This window comes from Buchananella sp. 14KM1171 (assembly GCF_041380365.1).
GTDB lineage: Bacteria > Actinomycetota > Actinomycetes > Actinomycetales > Actinomycetaceae > Buchananella > Buchananella felis.
Genome location: NZ_CP159981.1, coordinates 1,693,688 through 1,713,784, shown reverse-complemented (window position 1 = coordinate 1,713,784; position 20,097 = coordinate 1,693,688). Strand labels below are relative to the sequence as shown.

Here is a 20,097-nt window from a genome sequence, read left to right as displayed (position 1 = left end):
CTGCAGGTACCCCGGCGCACTAGCTCTGCTTACGCGCTACCTCAGGAGGCGTCCGAGGCGAGCAGGTTGCGGGTCTTCGTGATGTCCAGCGGGATACCCGGACCCATCGTGGTGGTCATGGTGCCCTTGACCATGTAGCGGCCCTTGGAGGTGGCCGGCTTCAGGCGCAGGATCTCCTCCATCGCAGCCGCGTAGTTCTCCACCAGCTGCTCCTCGGAGAAGGAAGCCTTACCGATGATGAAGTGCAGGTTGGAGTGCTTGTCCACACGGAACTCGATGCGGCCACCCTTGATGTCGGTGACGGCCTTGGCCACGTCCATCGTCACGGTGCCGGTCTTCGGGTTCGGCATGAGGCCACGCGGACCCAGCACGCGACCCAGGCGACCCACCTTGCCCATCAGGTCCGGGGTGGCCACGGCGGCGTCGAAGTCCGTCCAGCCACCGGCGACCTTGGCGATCAGCTCGTCGCCGCCCACCTCGTCGGCGCCGGCGGCGAGGGCCTGCTCGGCACGCTCACCAACGGCGAAGACGATCACGCGGGCGGTCTTACCCGTACCGTGCGGCAGGTTGACGGTGCCACGCACCATCTGGTCAGCCTTACGGGGGTCAACGCCGAGGCGGAAGACAACCTCGACGGTGGGGTCGAACTTAGCGCTCTGGCCCTTGGCCAGGCGCACGGCCTCCAGGGGGGTGTAGAGCACGCCGGCGTGGATCTTCTCCGCTGCGGCGCGGTAGCTCTTGCTGCGCTTTACCATAGCTTTACTCCTTGCTATTCGTGGTGAACGGGCCGCGCAGGCCCTGCCACTGTTCGCCTAAGCGAACTACTTTCAGTCGGTAACGGTCACGCCCATGGAGCGCGCGGTGCCGGCGATGATCTTCGCGGCAGCGTCCACGTCGTTAGCGTTGAGGTCGGGCAGCTTGGTCTCCGCGATCTCGCGGACCTGAGCGGCGGACAGGGTGGCAACCTTCGAGGCGTGCGGGGTCGCAGAACCCTTCTGCACACCGGCGGCCTTCTTGATGAGCTCCGCGGCCGGCGGGGTCTTGGTCACGAAGGTGAACGAGCGGTCCTCGTAAACCGTGATCTCGACCGGGATAACGTTGCCGCGCTGAGACTCGGTGGCAGCGTTGTAGGCCTTGCAGAACTCCATGATGTTCACACCGTGCTGACCGAGGGCGGGACCCACGGGCGGCGCCGGGTTGGCTGCACCGGCCTGAATCTGCAGCTTAATGAGGCCGGTGACCTTCTTCTTCGGGGGCATGGATGTACATCCTTCTTGTATTCCACTTACGTCAGGGGCTGTCTTCCTGGCCCCTGCCGGTTGGCGCCAAAGCGCCGGTGCACCGCGAGGGCGCACAAACGAGCATTTTACCGCTAATTGCGGACACCTCACCGGTGTAACTCGTCACAGCAATCTCCACCCAGAACGGCGCTGGCCGGGGCACAGCCCCGGCCAGCGACCACTTGGGAGGATCAGTTCGTGACCTTCTCCACCTGGCCGAAGCTCAGCTCCACCGGCGTCTGACGCTCGAAGATCGTCACCAGCACCGTCAGCTTGCGAGCCTCCAGGTGAATCTCGGAGACCTCCGCCATCTGGTCCTCGAACGGACCGTCGATGACCTTGACGATCTCGCCGACCTCCAGGTCGATGAACACGTCCGGGGCGGCGGCAGCCTGGTCCTCAGCGGAGACGCTGTCCAGGGTCTTCTGGTGCTCGCGCACCGCAGCCTTGATCAGCGGGTCAAACATGTTCATGACCTCGTCCTCGCTCAGCGGGACGGGGTTGCGAGCGTCACCCACGAAACCGGTGACGGCCGGGGTCTCCTTGACCAGGCGCCAGGCCTCGTCGGTCAGGTCCATGCGCACCAGCACGTAGCCGGGGATGCGGATCCGGGAGATCGTCTTCTTCTTGTTGTCGGCCTTGAGCTCCACGACCTCTTCCATCGGCACCTCGACCTGGAAGATGTAGTCCTCCATCTCGAAGTTGGCGATGCGGGTCTCCAGGTTCGCCTTCACCTTGCGCTCGAAACCGGCGTAGGAGTGAATCACGTACCAGTCACCGGGCAGGGAGCGCAGGTTCTCGCGGAACAGCTCCACCGGGTCAACGGCCTCAACTTCGCTCTCCGCCTCCTCGGCAGGAGCGTCGGCGGCAACGTCGTCCACCTCGGCTACCTCGACGTCGGCAACAACCTCGGCCTCGTCAGCAACGGGCTCAACCGCGACGTCGTCCAGCACCTCATCAGCAAGGGGCTCAAAGGGGTTTGCATTGGCAGTCACGATTGACTCCTAGGAAGAATCGACTTCGGCAAAAGCTCCTGCTCAGCCAAAGACGAGCTTGGCCAGCTGGTTGAAGATGAAGTCCAGAACACCGACGAAGGCCATGACGGCCAGCACGAACACGACCACTACCAGGAAGTAGGTCCACAGCTCGTCACGAGACGGGGTTACGACCTTCTTGAGTTCAGCGATCACCTGGCGGATGAACAGTGCGATGCGAGCGAAAAAGCCACGGCGCTGCGCGACCGACTGCTCTTGGCCCTTCTTCGCCTCGCTCATCAAGTACCCCCAGGTGTTGCTTGTACCAGGTATGCGGTTCAGCTTCGCCGATCCAGCATGGCAGGGCAGGCGGGACTCGAACCCACAACCGCCGGTTTTGGAGACCGGTGCGCTACCAATTGCGCCACTGCCCTTCGTCGTTTCCACCGGCCGCGTGAGCGTCCCGTGAACCTCGACCTGCGGAAGTCTACGGGGTGAACGCGAAAAACCCAAATGCTGTGTCGGCCACACCAGTTTCAGATAGCAAAATTGGGCGAAATCGCGTTGAACGCCCCGGGGCATCCGTGCCACGATCGTGCCGTGAACACTTCTCGCATTTCCCCCCGTCTTGCCGCCATCGCCGAGTCCGCCACGCTGGCCGTGGACGCCAAGGCGAAGGCCCTGAAGGCCGCCGGCCGCCCCGTCATCGGTTTCGGTGCCGGCGAGCCCGACTTCCCCACCCCGGACTACATCGTCGAGGCCGCCATCAAGGCCGCCTCCGACCCGGCCATGCACCGCTACTCGCCCGCCAAGGGCCTGCCGGCGCTGCGCGAGGCCATCGCGGCCAAGACGCTGCGCGACTCCGGCTACGAGGTCCACCCCGATGACATCGTGGTGACCAACGGCGGCAAGCAGGCCGTCTTCCAGGCTTTTGCCGCGATCATCGGGGAGGGCGACGAGGTGATCCTGCCCGCCCCCTACTGGACCTCCTACCCGGAGATGATCGCCCTGGCCGGTGGCCGCACCGTCTCCGTCTTCGCCGGCGCCGAGGCCAACTACAAGGTCACCGTCGAGCAGCTGGAGGCCGCCCGCACCGAGCGCACCAAGGCACTGCTTTTCTGCTCTCCCTCCAACCCGACCGGCTCGGTCTACACCCCTCAGGAGGCCAAGGCAATCGGCCAGTGGGCCCTGGACCACGGCGTGTGGATTATCACTGACGAGATCTACGAGCACCTGCTCTACGAAGGCGCCGAGCCCACCCACCTAGTCAAGCTCCTGCCCGAGTTGGCAGACACCACGATCGTGCTCAACGGCGTGGCCAAGACCTACGCGATGACCGGTTGGCGAGTCGGCTGGATGATCGGCCCCAAGGACGTCATCAAGGCCGCCACCAACTTCCAGTCCCACCTGACCTCCAACGTGTGCAACGTCGCCCAGCAGGCGGCCCTGGCCGCCGTGGCCGGCGACCTGACTGCGGTGGACGAGATGCGCGGGCACTTCGACCGCCGCCGTCAGCTCATGGTGAAGCTGCTCTCCGAGATCAACGGCTTCCAGGTGCCCGTGCCTCGCGGCGCGTTCTACGCCTACCCGAGCGTGGAGGGCCTGATGGGCACCCAGATTCGTGGCCGCGACATCAACTCCTCTGCGGACCTGGCCACCGCCATCCTCGAGGAGGTCGAGGTGGCTGCGGTTCCCGGCGAGGCCTTTGGCCCCTCCGGCTTCCTGCGCTTCTCCTACGCGACCTCCGACGCCGCCATCGAGGAAGGCATCGGGCGCATCAAGGAGCTCATCAACAACGGCTGATCCCGGTACGCCAAAGAGCGGGTGGCCCCTGGGATTTCCCAGGGGCCACCCGCTCTTTCCCCTCGCTCACCGCGCCGCACGCGGCGCAGCCCGGTTGGGCACTAGGGGGCTCAGTGCGTGTCGTCGAACAGCGAGGCCACGGAGCCGTCGTCGAACACCTCGCGGATGGCGCGGGCCAGCAGCGGGGCGATCGAGAGCACGGTCAGGCCCGGGAAGCGCTTCTCCGCCGGCAGCGGCAGGGTGTCGGTGATGATGACCTCGCGCGCGCCGGACTCGGCCAGGCGCTGGCAGGCCGGGTCGCTCAGCACGCCGTGGGTGGCGGCGATCAGAACGTCGGCGGCGCCGGCGTCCTTCAGCACGCGCACCGCGCCGGCGATCGTGCCGCCGGTGTCGATCAGGTCGTCCACCAGCACGCAGGTACGGCCCTCCACGTCACCCACCACGCGGTTAGAGACTGCCTGGTTCGGGCGCGTGGTGTCGCGGGTCTTGTGCACGAACGCCAGCGGGCCACCGCCCAGGCGGGCCGCCCACTGCTCGGCCACGCGGATGCGGCCGGCGTCCGGGGAGACCACCGTGATGTTGGAGGTGTCCACGCGGGAGCGCACGTACTCGGTCAGCACGGGCATGGCCCACAGGTGGTCCACCGGGCCGTCGAAGAAGCCCTGCGCCTGGGAGGCGTGCAGGTCCACGCTCATCAGGCGCTCGGCGCCGGCGGTCTTAAACAGGTCGGCCATCAGGCGAGCGGAGATGGGCTCGCGGCCCTGGTGCTTCTTGTCCTGGCGCGCATACGGGTAGAACGGCATCACAACGGTGATGCGCTTGGCGGAGGCGCGCTTGAGGGCGTCCACCATGATCAGCTGCTCCATCACCCACTGGTTGATCGGGGTGGTGTGGGACTGCAGCACAAAGACGTCGCAGCCGCGCACAGACTCGTTGAAGCGGACGTAAATCTCACCGTTGGCAAAGTCGTAGCTGGTGGTGGGCAGGATCTCAATGCCCAGCTCGTCTGCCACCGCCTGCGCGAGCTCGGGGTGTGCCCGTCCCGTAACTAGTACCAGTCGCTTTTCTCCGGAGGTGATGATCCCGGTCATTCCCTAGCCTTCCACGGTGGGCGCGCCGAACCGTCGGTGGCTGCGGCGGCGGATTGAGGTACTGGGCCATTCTAGCCGTCCACAGGCAGTGGTTGTACGCCTCAGGTCCGCCCCATCTTGTGGTAGCGGCGACATCTGCGGGCCCGGAACGGAAAGGGGCGGGGGCCGCCGCGCGACTCCCCGCCCTAACCGGCGCTGAGGCGCCGCAATCCGCTCCGCCCTTAGGATTCGAACCCAAACCGCAAGGCACCAAAAACCTGCGTGCTGCCATTACACCAGGGCGGACTTGCCCGCTCGGCCACAACTGACACTCCACCGGCCGGAAACGGGCAGTGAACATTGTGCCATCTTCCGGGCAAAATGGAGACATGGAACCTACCCGCCGCACCCGCATGAGCGGGGTACAGCGCCGCGAGCAGCTGCTAGCTGTTGGCCGTGAAGTGATCGCCGAGAAGGGCTACGAGGCCGCCAGCGTCGAGGAGATCGCCGCGCGCGCCGGGGTTTCCAAGCCGGTCATTTACGAGCACTTTGGCGGCAAGGAGGGCCTCTACGCGGTGGTGGTGGACCGCGAGGTGCAGGCGTTCACCTCCGCGATCCGCGATTCCCTGGCGGCGGGCGGCAACCTGCGGGAGATGGTGGAGCGCACCGTCTACACGCTGATGACCTACATCGAGGAATCCACCGACGGTTTTCGCATCCTGGTGCGCGATTCCCCGACGGCCTTCACCTCCAGTTCCTCCTCCGTGATGGGCGAGGTGGCCGGCGCCGTGGAGGACCTGCTGGCCGAGGCCTTCGCCCGCCGCAACTTCCCCACCGACGTCGCCCCGCTCTACGCCCAGATGCTGGTTGGCCTCTACGGCCTTACCGGCCAGTACTGGCTCGAGGACGACTCCCGCACCAAGGACGAGGTTGCCACCCACCTGGTCAACCTGGTGTGGAACGGCCTTCGGGGACTTGACCCGCACCCGCGCCTGCTGACCATTTCCGCCGAGCAGTAGGAAAAGGCCCCACCGGCCCCTAACGGCACCGGCCGCATCGATCAAGGCGGCCGGGCGGAACGTCGTACCCACGTTGGCCGACGCCGCCCACCGGCCGCACCGATCAAGGCAACCGGGCGGAACGTCGTACCCCAGGCGCCCCACCTATAAACGCCGCCAATATCACACTATTGCGTCCCGCCGCATGTGGGAACTTCTCCCTGTGTAAAGGACAATTCTTCAGACAACTTCCCAGCACCGGAGCTAGGGAGGCGAATGCCGGAAGATCCTTTAAATCGATAAGGAAACACCATGACAAAGGCCCGCTCACGCTGGAACGCCTTGGTTGCTGCCCTTGCCGGTAGCGCCCTGGTGGCGCTAGGCGCCCAACCAGCGGTCGCCACACCGTACGAAAACCCCACTCCCCCAGCAGTCGCTGAGGACGGCACGGACGCGGACTACAACACCGCGGAAGACTTCATCGACTACACCTCCCAGGAGCCAGGCACCTACTTCGTCAGGCTCCGCACCGAAAACACCGCTACCCGCGCCTTCGCCGCCGCGCACGGCCTGGAGGGCGAGGAGGCAGAGCGAGTAATTGAGCAAGTCGCGCAAGACACCCGCGACGAAATCGAGGCGAAGATCGACCAGATCACCGAGCTGGTCCCCGAAGCCGAGGAAGTATTCCAGCTCACCAACTCCGTGCCCGGCGTGGCCCTGGACGCCACCGGCGAGCAGCTCGCCGCCCTGGCAAACCACCCGCAGGTGGCCGGCATCGAGCCCATCCGCAAGGTCTACCCGATGAACGGCGCCACCACGGCCTCCACCCACGCCGACCTGGCCTGGACCGCCGGCAAGCTCGGCGAGGGCGCCCTGGTAGCGGTCGTGGACTCCGGCATCGACTACACCCACAAGACCTTCGGCGGCGACGGCAACTACGAGCAATACCGGACCGACCAGGCCCGCAAGAACAACGCCGACTCCGCCGACTACCCCTCCGCCGTGGTAATCGGCGGCCGCGACTTCGCCGGCGACGGCGCCCCCATCAGCGGCCAGAACCACCACGACAACAACCCGCTCGACGCGGCCCCGGCCGTGGTCTGTCCGAACGCCGCCCACCCCTCCGGTGGTCACGGCACCCACGTGGCCGCCACCATCGCCGGACGCGGCGTGAACGCCGACGGCTCCACCTTCACCGGCGACTACGCCACCCTCACCCCGGACCAGCTCGCCAAGATGAAGACCCCGCCGGGCATGGCCCCCAAGGCGCGCCTGCTGTCCCTGCGCATCTTCGGCTGCTCCGGCGGTGGCTACTCCGAGCCCGCCCTCGACTGGCTGCTCGCCCCCGAGCGCGCCACCGAAGGCACCTTCCCCGACGTGGTCAACATGTCCCTGGGCTCCCCGTGGGCCCCGCACGACGACATCGGGCGCGTCCAGGTTCGTCAGCTCACCGAGCGCGGCGCCCTGGTGGTGGTCTCCGCCGGCAACGACGGCAACCACGCCGACATCGGCGGCTTCCCGGCCGGCTCGCCCTACACCCTGACCGTCGGCGCCACCCGCTACGACAACGGCGACTGGCCCCAGCTGCAGGGCAACACCGACTGGGAAGAGGCCCGCGCCAAGCGCGATATGCGCGTCACCTTCTTCACTTCCCGCGGTAAGCACGGCAGCCACGGCATCATCAAGCCCGACGTGGCCGCCCCGGGCGCCGGCATCACCTCCGCCGCCGTCGGCACCGGCGACGGCTCCGTGGCCCAGACCGGTACCTCCATGGCCGCGCCCGTCGTTGCTGGCGCCGCCGCCGTGCTGGCCGCCGCGCAGCCCACCTGGGAGCCCAAGCGCCTCAAGGCCGCCCTGATGAACTCCGCCGTCGAGATCAAGGACGGGGTGGGCAACCCCGCCAGCCCGATCCGCGGTGGTGCGGGCCTGGTGAACATCGACGCCGCCACCAAGTCCAAGGTCATAGCCACCTCCCGCGACAACACCGACCTGGTCTCGCTCACCTTCGGCATCGTGGACGTTCCCGCCGCCGGCTGGAGCAAGACCAAGGAAGTCGTGCTGCAAAACCTCACCAACGAGGCCCAGGAGCTGGACCTCAGCTACCGGCCAGCCGTTGACATGGCGGGCGTGAACGTCACCGTCGAGCCCGCCCAGGTCACCGTGCCCGCCCCGGTAGCGGGGGGTTCCGACGGCAGCGTCACCGTCAGCGTCAAGGTGGAGGTGACCGACCCCAGCGTCATGCAGCGCCTGGGCGATGGCACCGAGGAAGACAAGCTTGACTACGTCACCCAGGAGGCCGGCTGGCTGGTGGGCACCGGCGCGCAGAACCTGCGCCTGCCCGTCCACGTAGCCCCCCGCCCCGCCAGCGACGTCACCGTCGCCAAGAAGGTGATGCTGCCCTTCGAGAACGCCGGCGCCTCCAGCCCGGTGACCATGCAGGCCGCTCTGACCGGTGACTCGATCTCCACCGGCAGTGGTAAGGGCAAGTTCGAGAACTTCGCCATCACCACGCGCCTGCTGGTGGAGCGCCCCGTCCAGCCCGCCTTCGCCAACTCCTCCCAGGCGGCAATGGACATTGTGCGCGTCGGTATCGCCACCAACCTCGACGACATGATCGCGGCCGGCCAGCCCGACAACGCCTCCGTGCTGATCTCAGTCGAGACCTCCAACCCGTGGGACCGCCTGGGCACCGACTTCGGCCGCTTCCACGTCAAGATCGACCGCACCGACGCCGCCGACAACGGCGACATCTACCACGCGGTGGTCAAGATGGGCGGCGACAAGCACACCAAGACGTTCATCCACAACAAGACGCAGGACGACGCCACCCGCCAGGCCGACCCCAAGGCGACCCTGCACCCGGTGGCCACCACCGAGCTGTTCGGTCTGCCCCAGGACAGCGACATGCCGGTGTTCGACAGCAACGTGGTCGGCATCGAGGTGCCGCTGCGTGCCCTTGGATACACCGCTGAGCAGATCAACAACCGCCAGGTGGCCTTCGGCTTCTCCGTGGCGGGCCTGACCGGGCTCGGCTCCCAGTGGGTTCCCGACGCCGGCTCCAACGGCATGCCGCCGGTGATCAACAACAACCTGGCGTTCGCCCCAGACCACGCCCGCATTCTGGCCCCCGAGATCACGCGCGCCGGTAACTACGCCGTCCCGGTGGACGGGCTCTCCGCGCTGCCCATCCGTGCGGCCGGCCCGATCACGAACATCCGGCTCTCCACGTTCTTCACCCGCAACCTGGCCACCAGCCGGATCCAGTCCACGCAGATCACCCGTCACATTCCCACGGTGGAAAACCCGACGATGGTCACGCCGTTGGCTCCCGAGTTCGTTGACCCGGACCCGAACACGGCCGAGGGCGACAAGATCGTGATCCCGAACGTGACCGGCGTGGTCTACCGGATCAACGACCAGATCGTCACCGGTGACTACACGGCCTTCACTCGTGGCGAGGTTGTGGTGGTGACCGCCGAGCCGGCGCACGGCTACGCGTTCACCGCCAACTCCCCCTCCGAGTGGAGCCACGTCTACCTGGTCCCGGCCGACGTCGCCACGCCGGTCGCCCCCACCTTCGTTGACCCGGACAAGACCACTGCGGAGGGTGACAAGATCGTCATCCCGATCGTCCCCGGCGTGGTCTACCTGGTAGACGGCCAAGAGGTTTCCGGCGACGTCTACAACGTCAAGCGCGGCGAGGAGACCGTGGTGACCGCAGTGCCCAAGGGCGGCTTCGTGTTCACCCCCGGCAGCGTCACCACCTGGCGCTACACCTACGCGCCCGTTGCCCTCGAGGTGGCGCCCGAGCCGCCCAGGTTCGTTGACCCCAACCCGGCCACCGCCGACGGGGACATGCTGGTGATCCCCAGCGTTGACGGTGTCATCTACAAGATTGGCGGCACCCAGGTCACCGGTAACTACACGAGCTTCACGCGCGGCACGCCCATCGTGGTCAAGGCGGAGGCCAAGCCCGGCTACGCGCTGGACAAGGACAAGCCTGCCGAGTGGAGCTTCACCTTCCCGGTGCTGCCGAAGGTGGCTACCCCGACCGCTCCCCGGTTCGTGGACCCCAACCCGGCCACCGCCGACGGGGACATGCTGGTGATCCCGAACGTGCCGGGCGTGGTCTACAAGATCGCCGGCCGGGAGGTTTCCGGTAACTACACGAGCTTCACGCGCGGCACGCCCGTCGTGGTCAAGGCGGAGCCAAAGGCCGGCTATGTGCTGGCCCCCACCGCCCAGAAGCAGTGGAGCTTCACCTTCCCGGTGCTGCCCGTACAGCCGCCGAGCGCCTCCGCTTCCGCTTCCGCGAGCGCGAGTGTCACCGCGAGCGCGGCGCCCGGCTCGTCTGCCAGTGCGTCTGCAAAGCCGTCGGTGACCGCCACCGCTACCGCGACGCCCAAGCCGACGGCAACGCCCGAGCCGACCGCCACGGCGACCGTTCCCACCCCGCCTGGGACCGAGCCTTACTCGTTCGGGCGTCTGGCCGGTAGCTCCCGTTACGGCACCTCCATGGAGATCGCTGCTGCGGGTACCTGGGGTGACACCGTGGTCCTGGCTAGCGGCGCCAACGCCGCCGACGCCCTGGCGGCCACTCCGCTGGCGGCTGCGCTGAAGGCCCCGGTGATTCTCACCCCGGCCGGCACGCTGGACCCGAAGACCACCGCCGCGCTCACTGCGGCAAAGGCCGCCGGCGCGGTCAAGGTCTTGTTGGTTGGTGGCTACGGCACGATCTCGCGGGGTGCCGAGCGCGCCGTGCGAGACATGGGCTTCACGGTGGAGCGCCTGCAGGGAGGCAACCGCTTCGAGACGGCCCAGAAGCTGGCCGACCGCACCCGGGACGTCTACGCGGGCCGCAACGTCAAGGTTGGCCGCGTTGTGCTGGTGGACGGCACCAACTTCGCCGACGCCCTTGCCGGTGGTCCCGTGGCCGCTGCAGGCAACGGCGTGGTGCTGCTGACCAACGGCAAGTCGATGCCTTCCGCTGTGGCGGCTCAGGTGCGCCGCTTGGGGGCCCCGGAGGTCGTGGTCCTGGGTGGCGCGGCCGCAGCTGCGGCCGGCGACCTGGCCACTAAGCGCGTGGTGGGTGCAGACCGCTACGACACGGCCGTTCGCGCAGCCGAGCAGTTCATCCCGAACGCGAAGTCTGTGCTGGTGGCCAGCGGCGAGAGCTACCCGGACGCCCTCTCGGGTGGTGCGCTCATGGCCCAGCGGGGCGGCATCCTGCTGCTGACCCCGAAGGCGGCGCTCTCCTCCCGGGTGTCCACCTTCCTGGGTGCGCGTTCCTTCAACTGGGTTCGCGTGGCCGGCGGTGACGGGGCCGTCTCCAACCTCGTGGCCATCCAGCTGCAGGCGCTGACGCGCCCGTGAGCTAGACGGTAAACCGCGGCGGGGGCGGGCTGTTTTCCTAACAGCCCGCCCCCCGCCTTTGCTCGCGCCGGAACTTGTCCACTGACGCCGAAACTTGTCCTTGGAGGGGCCACTATCGACAAGGCTCGGCGCGCATTGACAGGTTTCGGTGGGATTGGGGGCCGGGGACGTCTCGGCGCGCATCGCAACTCGACGTTCGAGTGCTCAACTCGACGTTCGAACACTCAACTCGACGTTCGCAACCAAGCTAACGTCGAGATTCACCGCCAAACGTCGAGATTCACCGCCAAACGTCGAGATTGGATCCAGGGCTGGGCCGAGGCGCGCGCCAGTTCGGGGGCCTCAGCGCCCGGACGGGCTCTTGTCGGCCAGCTGCTGGGCGGCGTCGGCGACGCGGTTGTTGTACTCGGCGGAGTCGTTGTAGGCCTTCACCGCCGCGATCCAGTTCTCCGCCACGGAGAGGTCGCGGCCGGCCGAGCACAGGTACCGGGCGGCCGCCAGGGCAGCGTCGTCCAGCTGGTCGGGGCTGGCCACACCGTCGGCGTTGCCGTCGCTGGCGTAGCTGGCCCACGTGCCGGGCAGGAACTGCATGGGGCCCACAGCACGGTCCCACTGCGGGTCGCCGTCCACGCGGCCGCCGTCGGTGTCGGGGATGCGCGCCAGGCTCTGTCCGGCCTCCTCCTGCCCGCGCAGCTGCACGCCCCGGATGCCGGGCTTGACCTCGCCGCTCGCGGTGAGCTTGGCACCGTTCAGGCTGCCGTGCTCGCTTTCCACCTGCCCGATCGCGGCCAGCGTGTTCCAGCCCAGGCGGCACGCCGGCTGCGTCTGCTCCAGGTGGATCGCCGCGCCGGCGTAGGCGGCCAGCGCGCGCTCGGGGACGCCGGTGGCCCGCGCGGTCTGACGCAGCCACTTGGCGTCCACCAGTTCTGTCAGCGCCCGTTGCGGGCCCGCCTGCGCACTCGCCGCCTCGGTGGTCGACGTTCCGCCCGCCGCCCCGCTAGCCGCGCCGCCGCCAGTAGCGACCGAAGCGCTGGCCCCGGTGGCGGCTGAAGTGGCCGCCGCGGCCGGGGCGGCCGTGGTGGGCAGGACCGTGGTGGGCGCCGTCGGAACGCCCGTGGGCAGGACGGTGGGCCGCACCGCATCCGCCACAGAACCCGCCGCAGCGGCATCCTGCTCGCCGTTCCCCTGGGAGGCCAGGATCCCGGCGCCGGCCAGGGCGGCCACGGCCAGGGCGGCGGCGCTCACGGTCCCCACGGAGAGCCAGAGCTGCTTGATCTCGTTCACGCGCGCACCTCGCTGGCCTGGGCCACGGGGCGCATGCCGGCCCGCTCGGCGGCCTCCGTGTGGGAGCGCAGGCGGGCGGTGAGCACCCCCTGGCGGGGCGCGAACAGCCAGGCCAGCAGGAAGAAGCCGGACAGGACCAGTACCACGGTGCCGCCGGTGGGCAGATCAAAGGACCAGGACAAGTAGAGGCCTACGAATGCGCTCAGTACGCCCACAGCCGGGGCCAGCAGCATCATCGTGCCCAGCTTGTCGGTGAGCAGGCGCGCCGTGGCGGCCGGGGTTACCAGTAGTGCCAGCACCAGGATGTTGCCGATCGTCTGGATGGAGATCACCACGGCGAGGGTGACGAGCACGTAGAGCAGCAGGTCCAGCCAGAACACGGGCAGGCCCAGGGCGCGCGCGGACTCGCGGTCCAGGGAGACGGTGACCAGCTCCTTGTGGAAGACCCACAGGAGCAGCAGGATCGCCAGCCCGGTGCCGCCCACCACGTAGAGGTCCTCGGTGGGGATGCCGGTGATGGAGCCGAACAGGAAGCTCTGCAGGGAACCGGCGTAGCCGGGGGCCTGGGAGATGATGACCACGCCGAGCGCGAAGGCGGCCACGAAGAGGATGCCAATGACCGAGTCCTCTTTCAGCCGACGGTTGTACGACAGTACGGCCACCAACACTGCGGTGAGCACACCGGCCACGGTGCCGCCCAGCACCAGGTTGCCGCCCACCACGAATGCCACTGCAAGCCCGGGGAAGACGGCGTGGGCCACGGCGTCACCGATGAAGGCCATCCCTCGCAGGACCACGTAGGTGCCCACCACTCCGCAGACCAGGGAGCTCATCATGGCTACGGCCAGTGCTTTGGGGAGGAAAGCCAGGTTGGGGTTGAACAGGTCAGCAAAGAAATCGAGCGGGTTCACTTCAACGCCACCTTCATCATGCGTACTAGGGCGGAGTCCTGACTCACGCCAAAGGTTTCCACCCAGGCACCGGCGTTCTGGGCGAGCTGTGCAGGCGGCGCGTCGGCCACCACGGTGCGGTTGAGCAGGATCACTCGATCGGCGCTGTCCATTGCCCCCAGCAGGTCGTGGGTGGTCATCAGGACGGCGCGTCCCTCGTGGGCCAGCTCCACGAATAGTGCGGAGAGCAGTTCCTGCGTGGGCATGTCCAGGCCGGTGAAGGGCTCGTCCAGCAGCAGCAGGGCGGGGGCTAGGGCTAGCGCCCTGGCCACCAGGACGCGCTGGCGCTGGCCGCCGCTGAGCTGCCCGACGGGCCTGGTGGCCAGGTGGTCCATCTGCACGCGCTCCAGGGCCTCGTAGACGGCCTGCCAGTGCTCGGCGCGGGCGCGGCGCAGCCAACCCAGCTTCCCGGTCAGCCCGGTGAGCACCACCTGGGCCACGGAGAGCGGGAAGTCCCAGGCGAACTCGTGGCGCTGGGGCACGTAGCCGATGGCCACCTTGCCGGGCGAGACGCGCTTGCCCTCCACGCGCACGCTGCCCTCGGCTGCGGCCTGCAGGCCCAGCACGGAGCGCAGCAGGGTGGTCTTGCCGGCCCCGTTCGGGCCGATTAGCGCGGTCAGTTCGCCGCACCGCACGTCCAGGTTGACGTCGGTGAGCACGCGCCGCCCGCCCAGGTCCACGGCCAGGCCGCTCACCTCTAGCGTGGCCGCCTTGCCCGGCTGGTGCAGGCACGACGTCCCCGCCGGCGCCTTCTCCGTGGAGGCCTGCGCCGCCGCCTGGGCGCGGTTGGCCGACGTTGCCGCCCTAGCGCCCCCTACTACCGCCTGGCTCACTTGTTCTCCTGCCCGCTGCCGCGCTGGGCGGCGTCGTCCTGGCCTGCGGCCTGCTTGGAGGCGCGGGCGCGTTCCATTCCCTCGCGCTGGCGGGCCCGGTTGGAGCGCACCAGGGTGAGGACCACGCCCACCACGAGCGCCAGGGCCACCACGGCGATGGCAACGTACAGGACCACCACCAGGCCCGAGCCTGCGGCGTCGGCGGGCAGTGCGGCCTGCGTGGGGGAATCTGCGGGCGCGGCAGCGTCGTCCCCATTAGTGCTGGCCTCGACGGAGGGCGCGGCGCCGGGAAGCTGGACGGCCAGGGCGTCGGCGTCGGTGGTGGCGTCCCCCACCGCGAAGCGCAGCACCTGCACGTCCTCCACGGTGGAGCCGTCGATCAGGTCGGCGGCCACCTTGACCTCGGCCAGGTAGACGCCCGGCGCGGTGAAGACCCAGTTGGAGTGGGTGTGGGTGTTGACGTCCACCCAGATCGACTGCGGTTCGGTGACGCGCGAATCCCACAGCAGCTGGGGTTCACCGAAGGAGCCGGACTGCAGGTACATGGTCATCACACCGGGGCCCTGCACGCGCTGCAGGCTCATGGTTACGCCCCGGTCGATGCGTTCCATCACCTGCGGGTCCTGGGTGTTCCAGCCCAGCCACACCACCTGCGGGTTCTGGGTCTGGGGGATGACCCAGACGTCACTGCCTGCCGGGGCGCCCACGAACTCGTAGGCCGGGTCTGCGGGCACGGGCAGCTTGCCGGCGTCCGCTACGCGCAGCACCGTGTTGTCCGGGTAGCGCCACACGGAGGCCGCGCCCTGCTCCAGGCGGGCCAGGTCGTCGTGGATCATCAGGCGCCACTGGCCGTCAGCGAACTTGGGGCCCATGTCCACGTGCCCGATGTCCAGCGTGCGCTGGTCGGTGGCGATGGCCAGGTCGCCCAGCTGCTGGGTCAGGTTCGGGTCCTCGCTCGGGTCCGCCTCCGGCGCGACGGGGAGGGCGACGGGGAGGGCGGCAGACTCTGCGGCCCCGGGCTGCGCGGCGGGCAGCGGCGCGGCGGGCGCGGCGGGCGCGGCGGCGGGGGCCAGCACGGCCAGGAGGGGCAGGGCGGCGCCGGCAACCCAGGCGCCCAGGCGGGTCAGCTTCTTCATGGTCTTAACTCCTTAGTTCTCCGCCAGGCAGCGGCGCAGCGACTGCGCGTTGAAGCGCATCAGGTCTATGTAGCTAGCTACTTGCGCGTCCAGGGTGTCCCCGTAAAGCGGGCAGACCTGCACGCCCTGCTCGGCCGCCACCTCGGTGAGGGTGGAGGCGCGGGCGGCCAGGTTGGGTTCCAGGAACACGGCCGGGACGTGCAGGGTGCGGATGGTCTCGCTCAGCTTGCGGCGCTGGGCCAGGGACTCCTCCACCGCCGGGTTTGGGGTGACAAAGCCCGCCACCTGCAGGCCGTAGGCCTTGGCCAGGTAGCCGAAGGCGTCGTGGGTGGTGATGAGCTGGCGCCGGGCGGGCGGGATCTGCTCTACGAGGGCGCGCACGTCGGCGTCCACCTGCTCCAGCTGGGCCAGGTAGGTGGCGGTGTTGCGCATGTAGTGGGCCGCCCCGGCCGGGTCCACCCCGATCAGGGTGTCACGGATCAGCTGGGCGTAGGCCATGACGTTGCGCGGGTTGTGCCACAGGTGCGGGTCGATCTCGCCGTGCACGTGCTTGCCCAGCACGGCCTGCGGCAGCTGGTAGACGTCCTGGCCGGGCTTGCCCAGGAACCGGAACTGGCTGCCGGCGGGGATCTCGGCCAGCGCTTTGGGCGGCACCACGATCACGGCCCGGGCCGGGTCCAGCGGCTCCTGGGAGTGCTCGCCGCCGCCGGTGGGGTCGTAGACGATCCCCAGTCCCCCGGCGTCCACGTCCACCGAGAGGTCGGCGTGGCCCTCGCTGAGCAGCTGGGCGCCGGGCATGTTCGCCTGCGCCGGGTCCACGCCCACCGCGAAGGTGTAGGTGGCCTGCCCCAGCTGGACGGGCTTGGAGGTCTGGTCCACCTGCAGGGAGGCGGCCAGGGTGAGGGTGTAGATGCCGGGCTGGCTGAACGCCCACGACAGGTGGGTGTGCGCCCCGGCCGGCAGGGTGGCGGTGTCCTGCTTGTAGCCGGTGGTGGCGTCGAAGCCGTCGGCGGAGTTGAAGTAGACCTCGGTGTAGCCGAACGTGCCGGTCAGGTAGCCGTAGACGTGGCCCGGCCCGGTGGCGGCGATGGCGCTGAGGCGCACCTCGCTGGTGCGGTTGGCGCCGCGCTCGCGCCCGGTGCCGGCGGCGCGCAGCCCCAGCCAGATGGTGTCCAGGTTGACGTTCTCCACCAGCGGGATGATCTCTGCGGCGTACTTGATGGACTCCTCCGCCAGCGCCACGTTGGGCACACCGGGCCGGATGTTGGCGTCCAGGGTCTTGATGACGCTGGCCTCCTCCAGCATGGCGTAGTTGGAGAAGGCGGCCTCGGCGTAGACCACGTTGCGGGCGTCGCGCAGGGTGGGTTCGTAGGAGTGCGGGTCGGCGCCGTCCGGTACCAGCGAGACCACGTCTACCCGTTCGCCGCCCACGTTGCGGACGACGTCGGCCAGGATCGTGGTCGTGGTGACCACGCCGACCTTCGGGGAGTCGGCGGGCAGGGCGGGCTTGTGGACGCAGCCGCTCAGCGCGAGCGCGGTCAGGCCGGCAAGCGCGGCCAGGCGGGAGGCGGCCTTCACGCGCGCCACCTCGCCAGTCCCAGGCCGGACGCAGCGAGCGCCAGCAGACCGCCCAGGGTGGCCAGCAACGGCACTGGGCGCGGGTCGATGGGGGCCGACGCTGCCGCAGCGGCCGCCCGGTTGGGCCCGGCCGCCTGGCTACCGGCCGGTGTGGGCGCGGCGGCAGCCTTCATCAGCCCGGCCACGCCGGCGGCGACGGCACGCGCCTGGGTGGCCGCGCGCAGGGTGGGGGCGGAGTCCGGTGCCGCCACGGCGCCGACGGGGGCGGCGCAGTTGGAGGTGGTGGCGATCTTGTCGATGTCCACGTCCCCGACCGCGATGGTCATGGTCTCGGTGTCTGAGGCGGTGGCGCCGCTGGCCAGCTGCACGGTCTGGGTGGAGTTGATCTTGTAGACGCCCGGGGCGCTGAATGCCCAGTTGGCGTGGGCGTGCACGCCCAGCGGGATCTGGTAGCCGCCACCGTTGTTGAACACCATCTCCTGTACTCCCCCGAAGGCGCCGGAGAGGAACACGCGCACGGTGCCCGGTCCCTCCACGGAGTTGATGGTCCAGGTGACGGAGCCGCGCGCGTTGGCGCTGGTGAGGGCCTCGGTGGACCAGCCCAGCCAGATCAAGGCCGGGTGCTGGGTCTGGGGAATCTGCCAGACCGTGGTGCCGGGGACGCCCACCGCGCCGAAGCCTGCGGGCAGGGTGACCTCGCTGCCGGGCTTGAGCCACAGGATCGTGCCGGCGGGCTCGCGGTAGACCTTGGGGCCGCCGGTGTCGTCCCCCAGCAGGGACTCGACGCCGCCGCCCACCAGGCGCGTGGCGTAGTCGATGTGACCGCTATCCAGGACGTGAAGGCGTGTGGTGCAGGCATGCGCGCTGGTGGAGGGCGAGGGGGTGGCGCTCGGGACGGCCGGGCGCGGCGCGGCGGGCGGGGCCACCGGCGGCGGGGCGGCTCCCCCACGCGGGGCGCAGGCTGCCGGGTTCAGGCGGCTGACGTCCGCCTCCCCCACGGCCAGGGCCAGGGTGAAGTCGGAGGACACCGTGGCACCGCCGGGCAGCTGCGCGGCGCGCTGCATGGTCAGGCAGTACAGGCCCGGCGCGGTGAACGCCCACGAGCCGTGCGCGTGGGTGCGCTTGGGGATGACCGTGTAGTCGGCCTGCCCCACGCCGTCTGCGGTGGCGAAGTAGACGCGCGGGTTACCGAAGGTGTCCGTGTCGAAGACGCTGACGTGCCCCGGGCCGGTGGCGCTCACTAGGCGCCAGCCGATGCCGCCGGTGGTGGCCGCCGCGTCGATGTGCTCGGTGGACCAGCCCGGCCACAGGATCCCGTCGCGCTGCTTCTGGGGCAGCAGGTAGACCGGGGCGCCGCCGGCGCCGATGAAGCTCCACTTGGAGTTGTGGGGCAGGCGCACCTGGGAGGCGGGCAGGGCCTGCAGGATCGTCTTGGCCGGGTCGCGCCAGATGGGCTCCCCGCCGGTGGTCGTGTCCTTGATCCAGGTGACCAGGCGCCCGTTTTCCAGCGTGGAGGCCACGTCCACGTGCCCGTCGTTGAGCACGGTGGCGCCGGCGGCGTTGACGTAGCGGTTGGGCACGCGCCACACCGCGGGTGCGCTGGCGCTCGGGGCGGGCGCGGAGGGCCAGCCCGGGACGTCCAGGGAGGGAACGGGAGAGGCCGAGGAGGCGGCGGAGGCCGACGGGGCGGAGCTGACCGACGGCGCTGCCGAACCAGACGGGGCGGCAGAAACGCTAGGGGCGGCGGAGACCGACGGCGCGGCCGAGCCTGAGGGCGCGGCGGACGCGCTGGGCGCGGGCTGCGCCGGCGCGCTCACCGAGGGCTGCGCAGACGGCTGGCCGGAGGGCTGGCCGGAGGGCTGACCGGAGGGCTGACCGGAGGGCGGCGCGCTCTGGCTCGGCTCGCCGGGCGTCGTCGTCCCACCAGGCTCGCCGGAGGGCGGGGAATCCTGGCTGGGGGCGGCGGTGGGAGCGTCGTCCACCTGGCAGGTCACGCTGAGCGGGTCGACGTCCCCCACCGCGAAGGCGAGGGTGGAGGTGACCTGCTGGTCCTGGCCGTTGACGGTGGCCAGGCGCGTGGAGGAAAGGCAGTAGCCGCCGGGCGCGGTGAACACCCAGGTGCCGTGGACGTGTTTGTCCGGGCCGATCAGGAAGGAATCGGCCTCCCCCAGCCCGTCGGTGGTGTTCCATAGGACGGTGTTGCCGTCGATGAAGTCGGACTGGAAGACGGCCACGTCCCCCGGCCCCTCCACCGAATCCAGGCGCCACTGCACCCCGCCGGGGGCAGCGCCGGCCGGCATGTGCTCGGTGGACCAGCCGGGCCAAACGATGTGGGTGACGGAGGTCTCCGGCAAAAGCCACACCTCCTGGCCCTCCTGGGCGATGAACTCGAAGCCGCCGGGCAGGGTACGCTTGGCCGCTGGCAGGACGTGAAGCACAACGGCCCCGAGCTCACGCATTTGGTAGCCCGACTCCCCGGTGGAGTCCTTCAGCTTGGTCACCAGGCGCCCGCCCTCTACCAGCGAGGCCACGTCCACGTGGCCGGCGGAGATGACGGTGCGGGTGTCGTTTGGTGCGGCGGTGGCGGGCAGCGGAGCAATAGCGCCGCTCAGCCCGCTTATGGCGATAGCACCGGCGGTGAGCAGGACTGATAGTTCCTTGCGGGGCACGGTGGGCTTTCTAGGTAGGGTGTTCACACACGAACCGTTGTGCGAATGGTTATCAATATGACTGCACTATCCTGTCTGTGGCTTCGCGGGGTGTCAACTGGACTCCCCCGGCCGCAAACATCACAAGATTCGCGCAATTTGGCGTGTTT

At 69.2% G+C, this 20,097-nt stretch carries 14 protein-coding genes and 2 tRNA genes; 3 read left to right on the top strand and 13 right to left on the bottom strand.

What is annotated here, in order from left to right; genetic code table 11:
- Positions 1-41 precede the first annotated feature (41 nt).
- The 5 genes from rplA to ABYF38_RS06565 all read right to left on the bottom strand — a co-directional run bounded on the left by rplA (position 42) and on the right by ABYF38_RS06565 (position 2,688).
- Positions 42-755, bottom strand: a complete 714-nt coding sequence (rplA, locus tag ABYF38_RS06585; RefSeq protein WP_371151590.1) for a 50S ribosomal protein L1 — start codon at positions 753-755, stop codon at positions 42-44.
- A gap of 72 nt (positions 756-827) precedes the next feature.
- The gene (rplK, locus tag ABYF38_RS06580; RefSeq protein WP_371151589.1) at positions 828-1,259 is read right to left on the bottom strand and encodes a 50S ribosomal protein L11; all 432 of its coding nucleotides are present in this window, start codon (positions 1,257-1,259) and stop codon (positions 828-830) included.
- Between the two features lie 212 nt (positions 1,260-1,471).
- Positions 1,472-2,275 carry a transcription termination/antitermination protein NusG gene (nusG, locus tag ABYF38_RS06575; protein ID WP_371151588.1) on the bottom strand — a complete coding sequence of 268 codons (804 nt, stop codon included), beginning with the start codon at positions 2,273-2,275 and terminating at the stop codon, positions 1,472-1,474.
- 42 nt (positions 2,276-2,317) lie between these two features.
- A complete protein-coding gene (gene secE / locus ABYF38_RS06570; RefSeq protein WP_371151587.1) occupies positions 2,318-2,554 on the bottom strand; it encodes a preprotein translocase subunit SecE in 237 nt (78 codons plus the stop codon).
- A gap of 58 nt (positions 2,555-2,612) precedes the next feature.
- Positions 2,613-2,688 (bottom strand) — tRNA-Trp (locus ABYF38_RS06565).
- Positions 2,689-2,854: 166 nt separating this feature from the next.
- On the opposite strand from ABYF38_RS06565, the gene ABYF38_RS06560 reads away from it, so the two are divergent.
- The gene (locus ABYF38_RS06560) at positions 2,855-4,057 is read left to right on the top strand and encodes a pyridoxal phosphate-dependent aminotransferase (protein WP_371151586.1); all 1,203 of its coding nucleotides are present in this window, start codon (positions 2,855-2,857) and stop codon (positions 4,055-4,057) included.
- A 110-nt stretch (positions 4,058-4,167) separates the two neighbouring features.
- On the opposite strand, the gene ABYF38_RS06555 is transcribed toward ABYF38_RS06560, so the two are convergent.
- The gene (locus ABYF38_RS06555; protein WP_371151585.1) at positions 4,168-5,148 is read right to left on the bottom strand and encodes a ribose-phosphate diphosphokinase; all 981 of its coding nucleotides are present in this window, start codon (positions 5,146-5,148) and stop codon (positions 4,168-4,170) included.
- 213 nt (positions 5,149-5,361) lie between these two features.
- Positions 5,362-5,433 (bottom strand) — tRNA-Gln (locus tag ABYF38_RS06550).
- Between the two features lie 107 nt (positions 5,434-5,540).
- Between ABYF38_RS06550 and ABYF38_RS06545 the strand changes: the two genes are divergently transcribed.
- Together ABYF38_RS06545 and ABYF38_RS06540 are read left to right on the top strand one after the other, a co-directional pair.
- Entirely contained in the window at positions 5,541-6,146 is a 606-nt protein-coding gene (locus ABYF38_RS06545; RefSeq protein WP_371153010.1) for a TetR/AcrR family transcriptional regulator, read from the top strand.
- Positions 6,147-6,437: 291 nt separating this feature from the next.
- Positions 6,438-11,498: a S8 family serine peptidase gene (locus tag ABYF38_RS06540; RefSeq protein ID WP_371151584.1), complete on the top strand. Its 5,061-nt coding sequence runs from the start codon at positions 6,438-6,440 to the stop codon at positions 11,496-11,498.
- Positions 11,499-11,840: 342 nt separating this feature from the next.
- Here ABYF38_RS06540 and ABYF38_RS06535 read toward each other — a convergent pair whose 3' ends face one another.
- The 6 genes from ABYF38_RS06535 to ABYF38_RS06510 form a co-directional block, all read right to left on the bottom strand.
- On the bottom strand, positions 11,841-12,782 hold the full coding sequence (locus ABYF38_RS06535; RefSeq protein WP_371151583.1) for a hypothetical protein: 942 nt from the start codon (positions 12,780-12,782) through the stop codon (positions 11,841-11,843).
- Positions 12,779-13,693 (bottom strand): anchored repeat-type ABC transporter permease subunit, encoded by a 915-nt coding sequence (locus tag ABYF38_RS06530; RefSeq protein WP_371151582.1) that lies wholly within the window; start codon positions 13,691-13,693, stop codon positions 12,779-12,781. Before ABYF38_RS06530 ends, ABYF38_RS06535 begins: the two co-directional genes overlap by 4 nt.
- Complete coding sequence (locus tag ABYF38_RS06525) at positions 13,690-14,460, bottom strand: anchored repeat-type ABC transporter ATP-binding subunit (protein WP_371153009.1); 771 nt, start codon at positions 14,458-14,460, stop codon at positions 13,690-13,692. Before ABYF38_RS06525 ends, ABYF38_RS06530 begins: the two co-directional genes overlap by 4 nt.
- A 101-nt stretch (positions 14,461-14,561) precedes the next feature.
- The gene (locus ABYF38_RS06520; RefSeq protein WP_371151581.1) at positions 14,562-15,701 is read right to left on the bottom strand and encodes a choice-of-anchor M domain-containing protein; all 1,140 of its coding nucleotides are present in this window, start codon (positions 15,699-15,701) and stop codon (positions 14,562-14,564) included.
- Between the two features lie 12 nt (positions 15,702-15,713).
- The gene (locus ABYF38_RS06515; RefSeq protein WP_371151580.1) at positions 15,714-17,288 is read right to left on the bottom strand and encodes an anchored repeat ABC transporter, substrate-binding protein; all 1,575 of its coding nucleotides are present in this window, start codon (positions 17,286-17,288) and stop codon (positions 15,714-15,716) included.
- Positions 17,276-19,948: a TIGR03773 family transporter-associated surface protein gene (locus tag ABYF38_RS06510; RefSeq protein ID WP_371151579.1), complete on the bottom strand. Its 2,673-nt coding sequence runs from the start codon at positions 19,946-19,948 to the stop codon at positions 17,276-17,278. Before ABYF38_RS06510 ends, ABYF38_RS06515 begins: the two co-directional genes overlap by 13 nt.
- Positions 19,949-20,097: the final 149 nt, after the last annotated feature.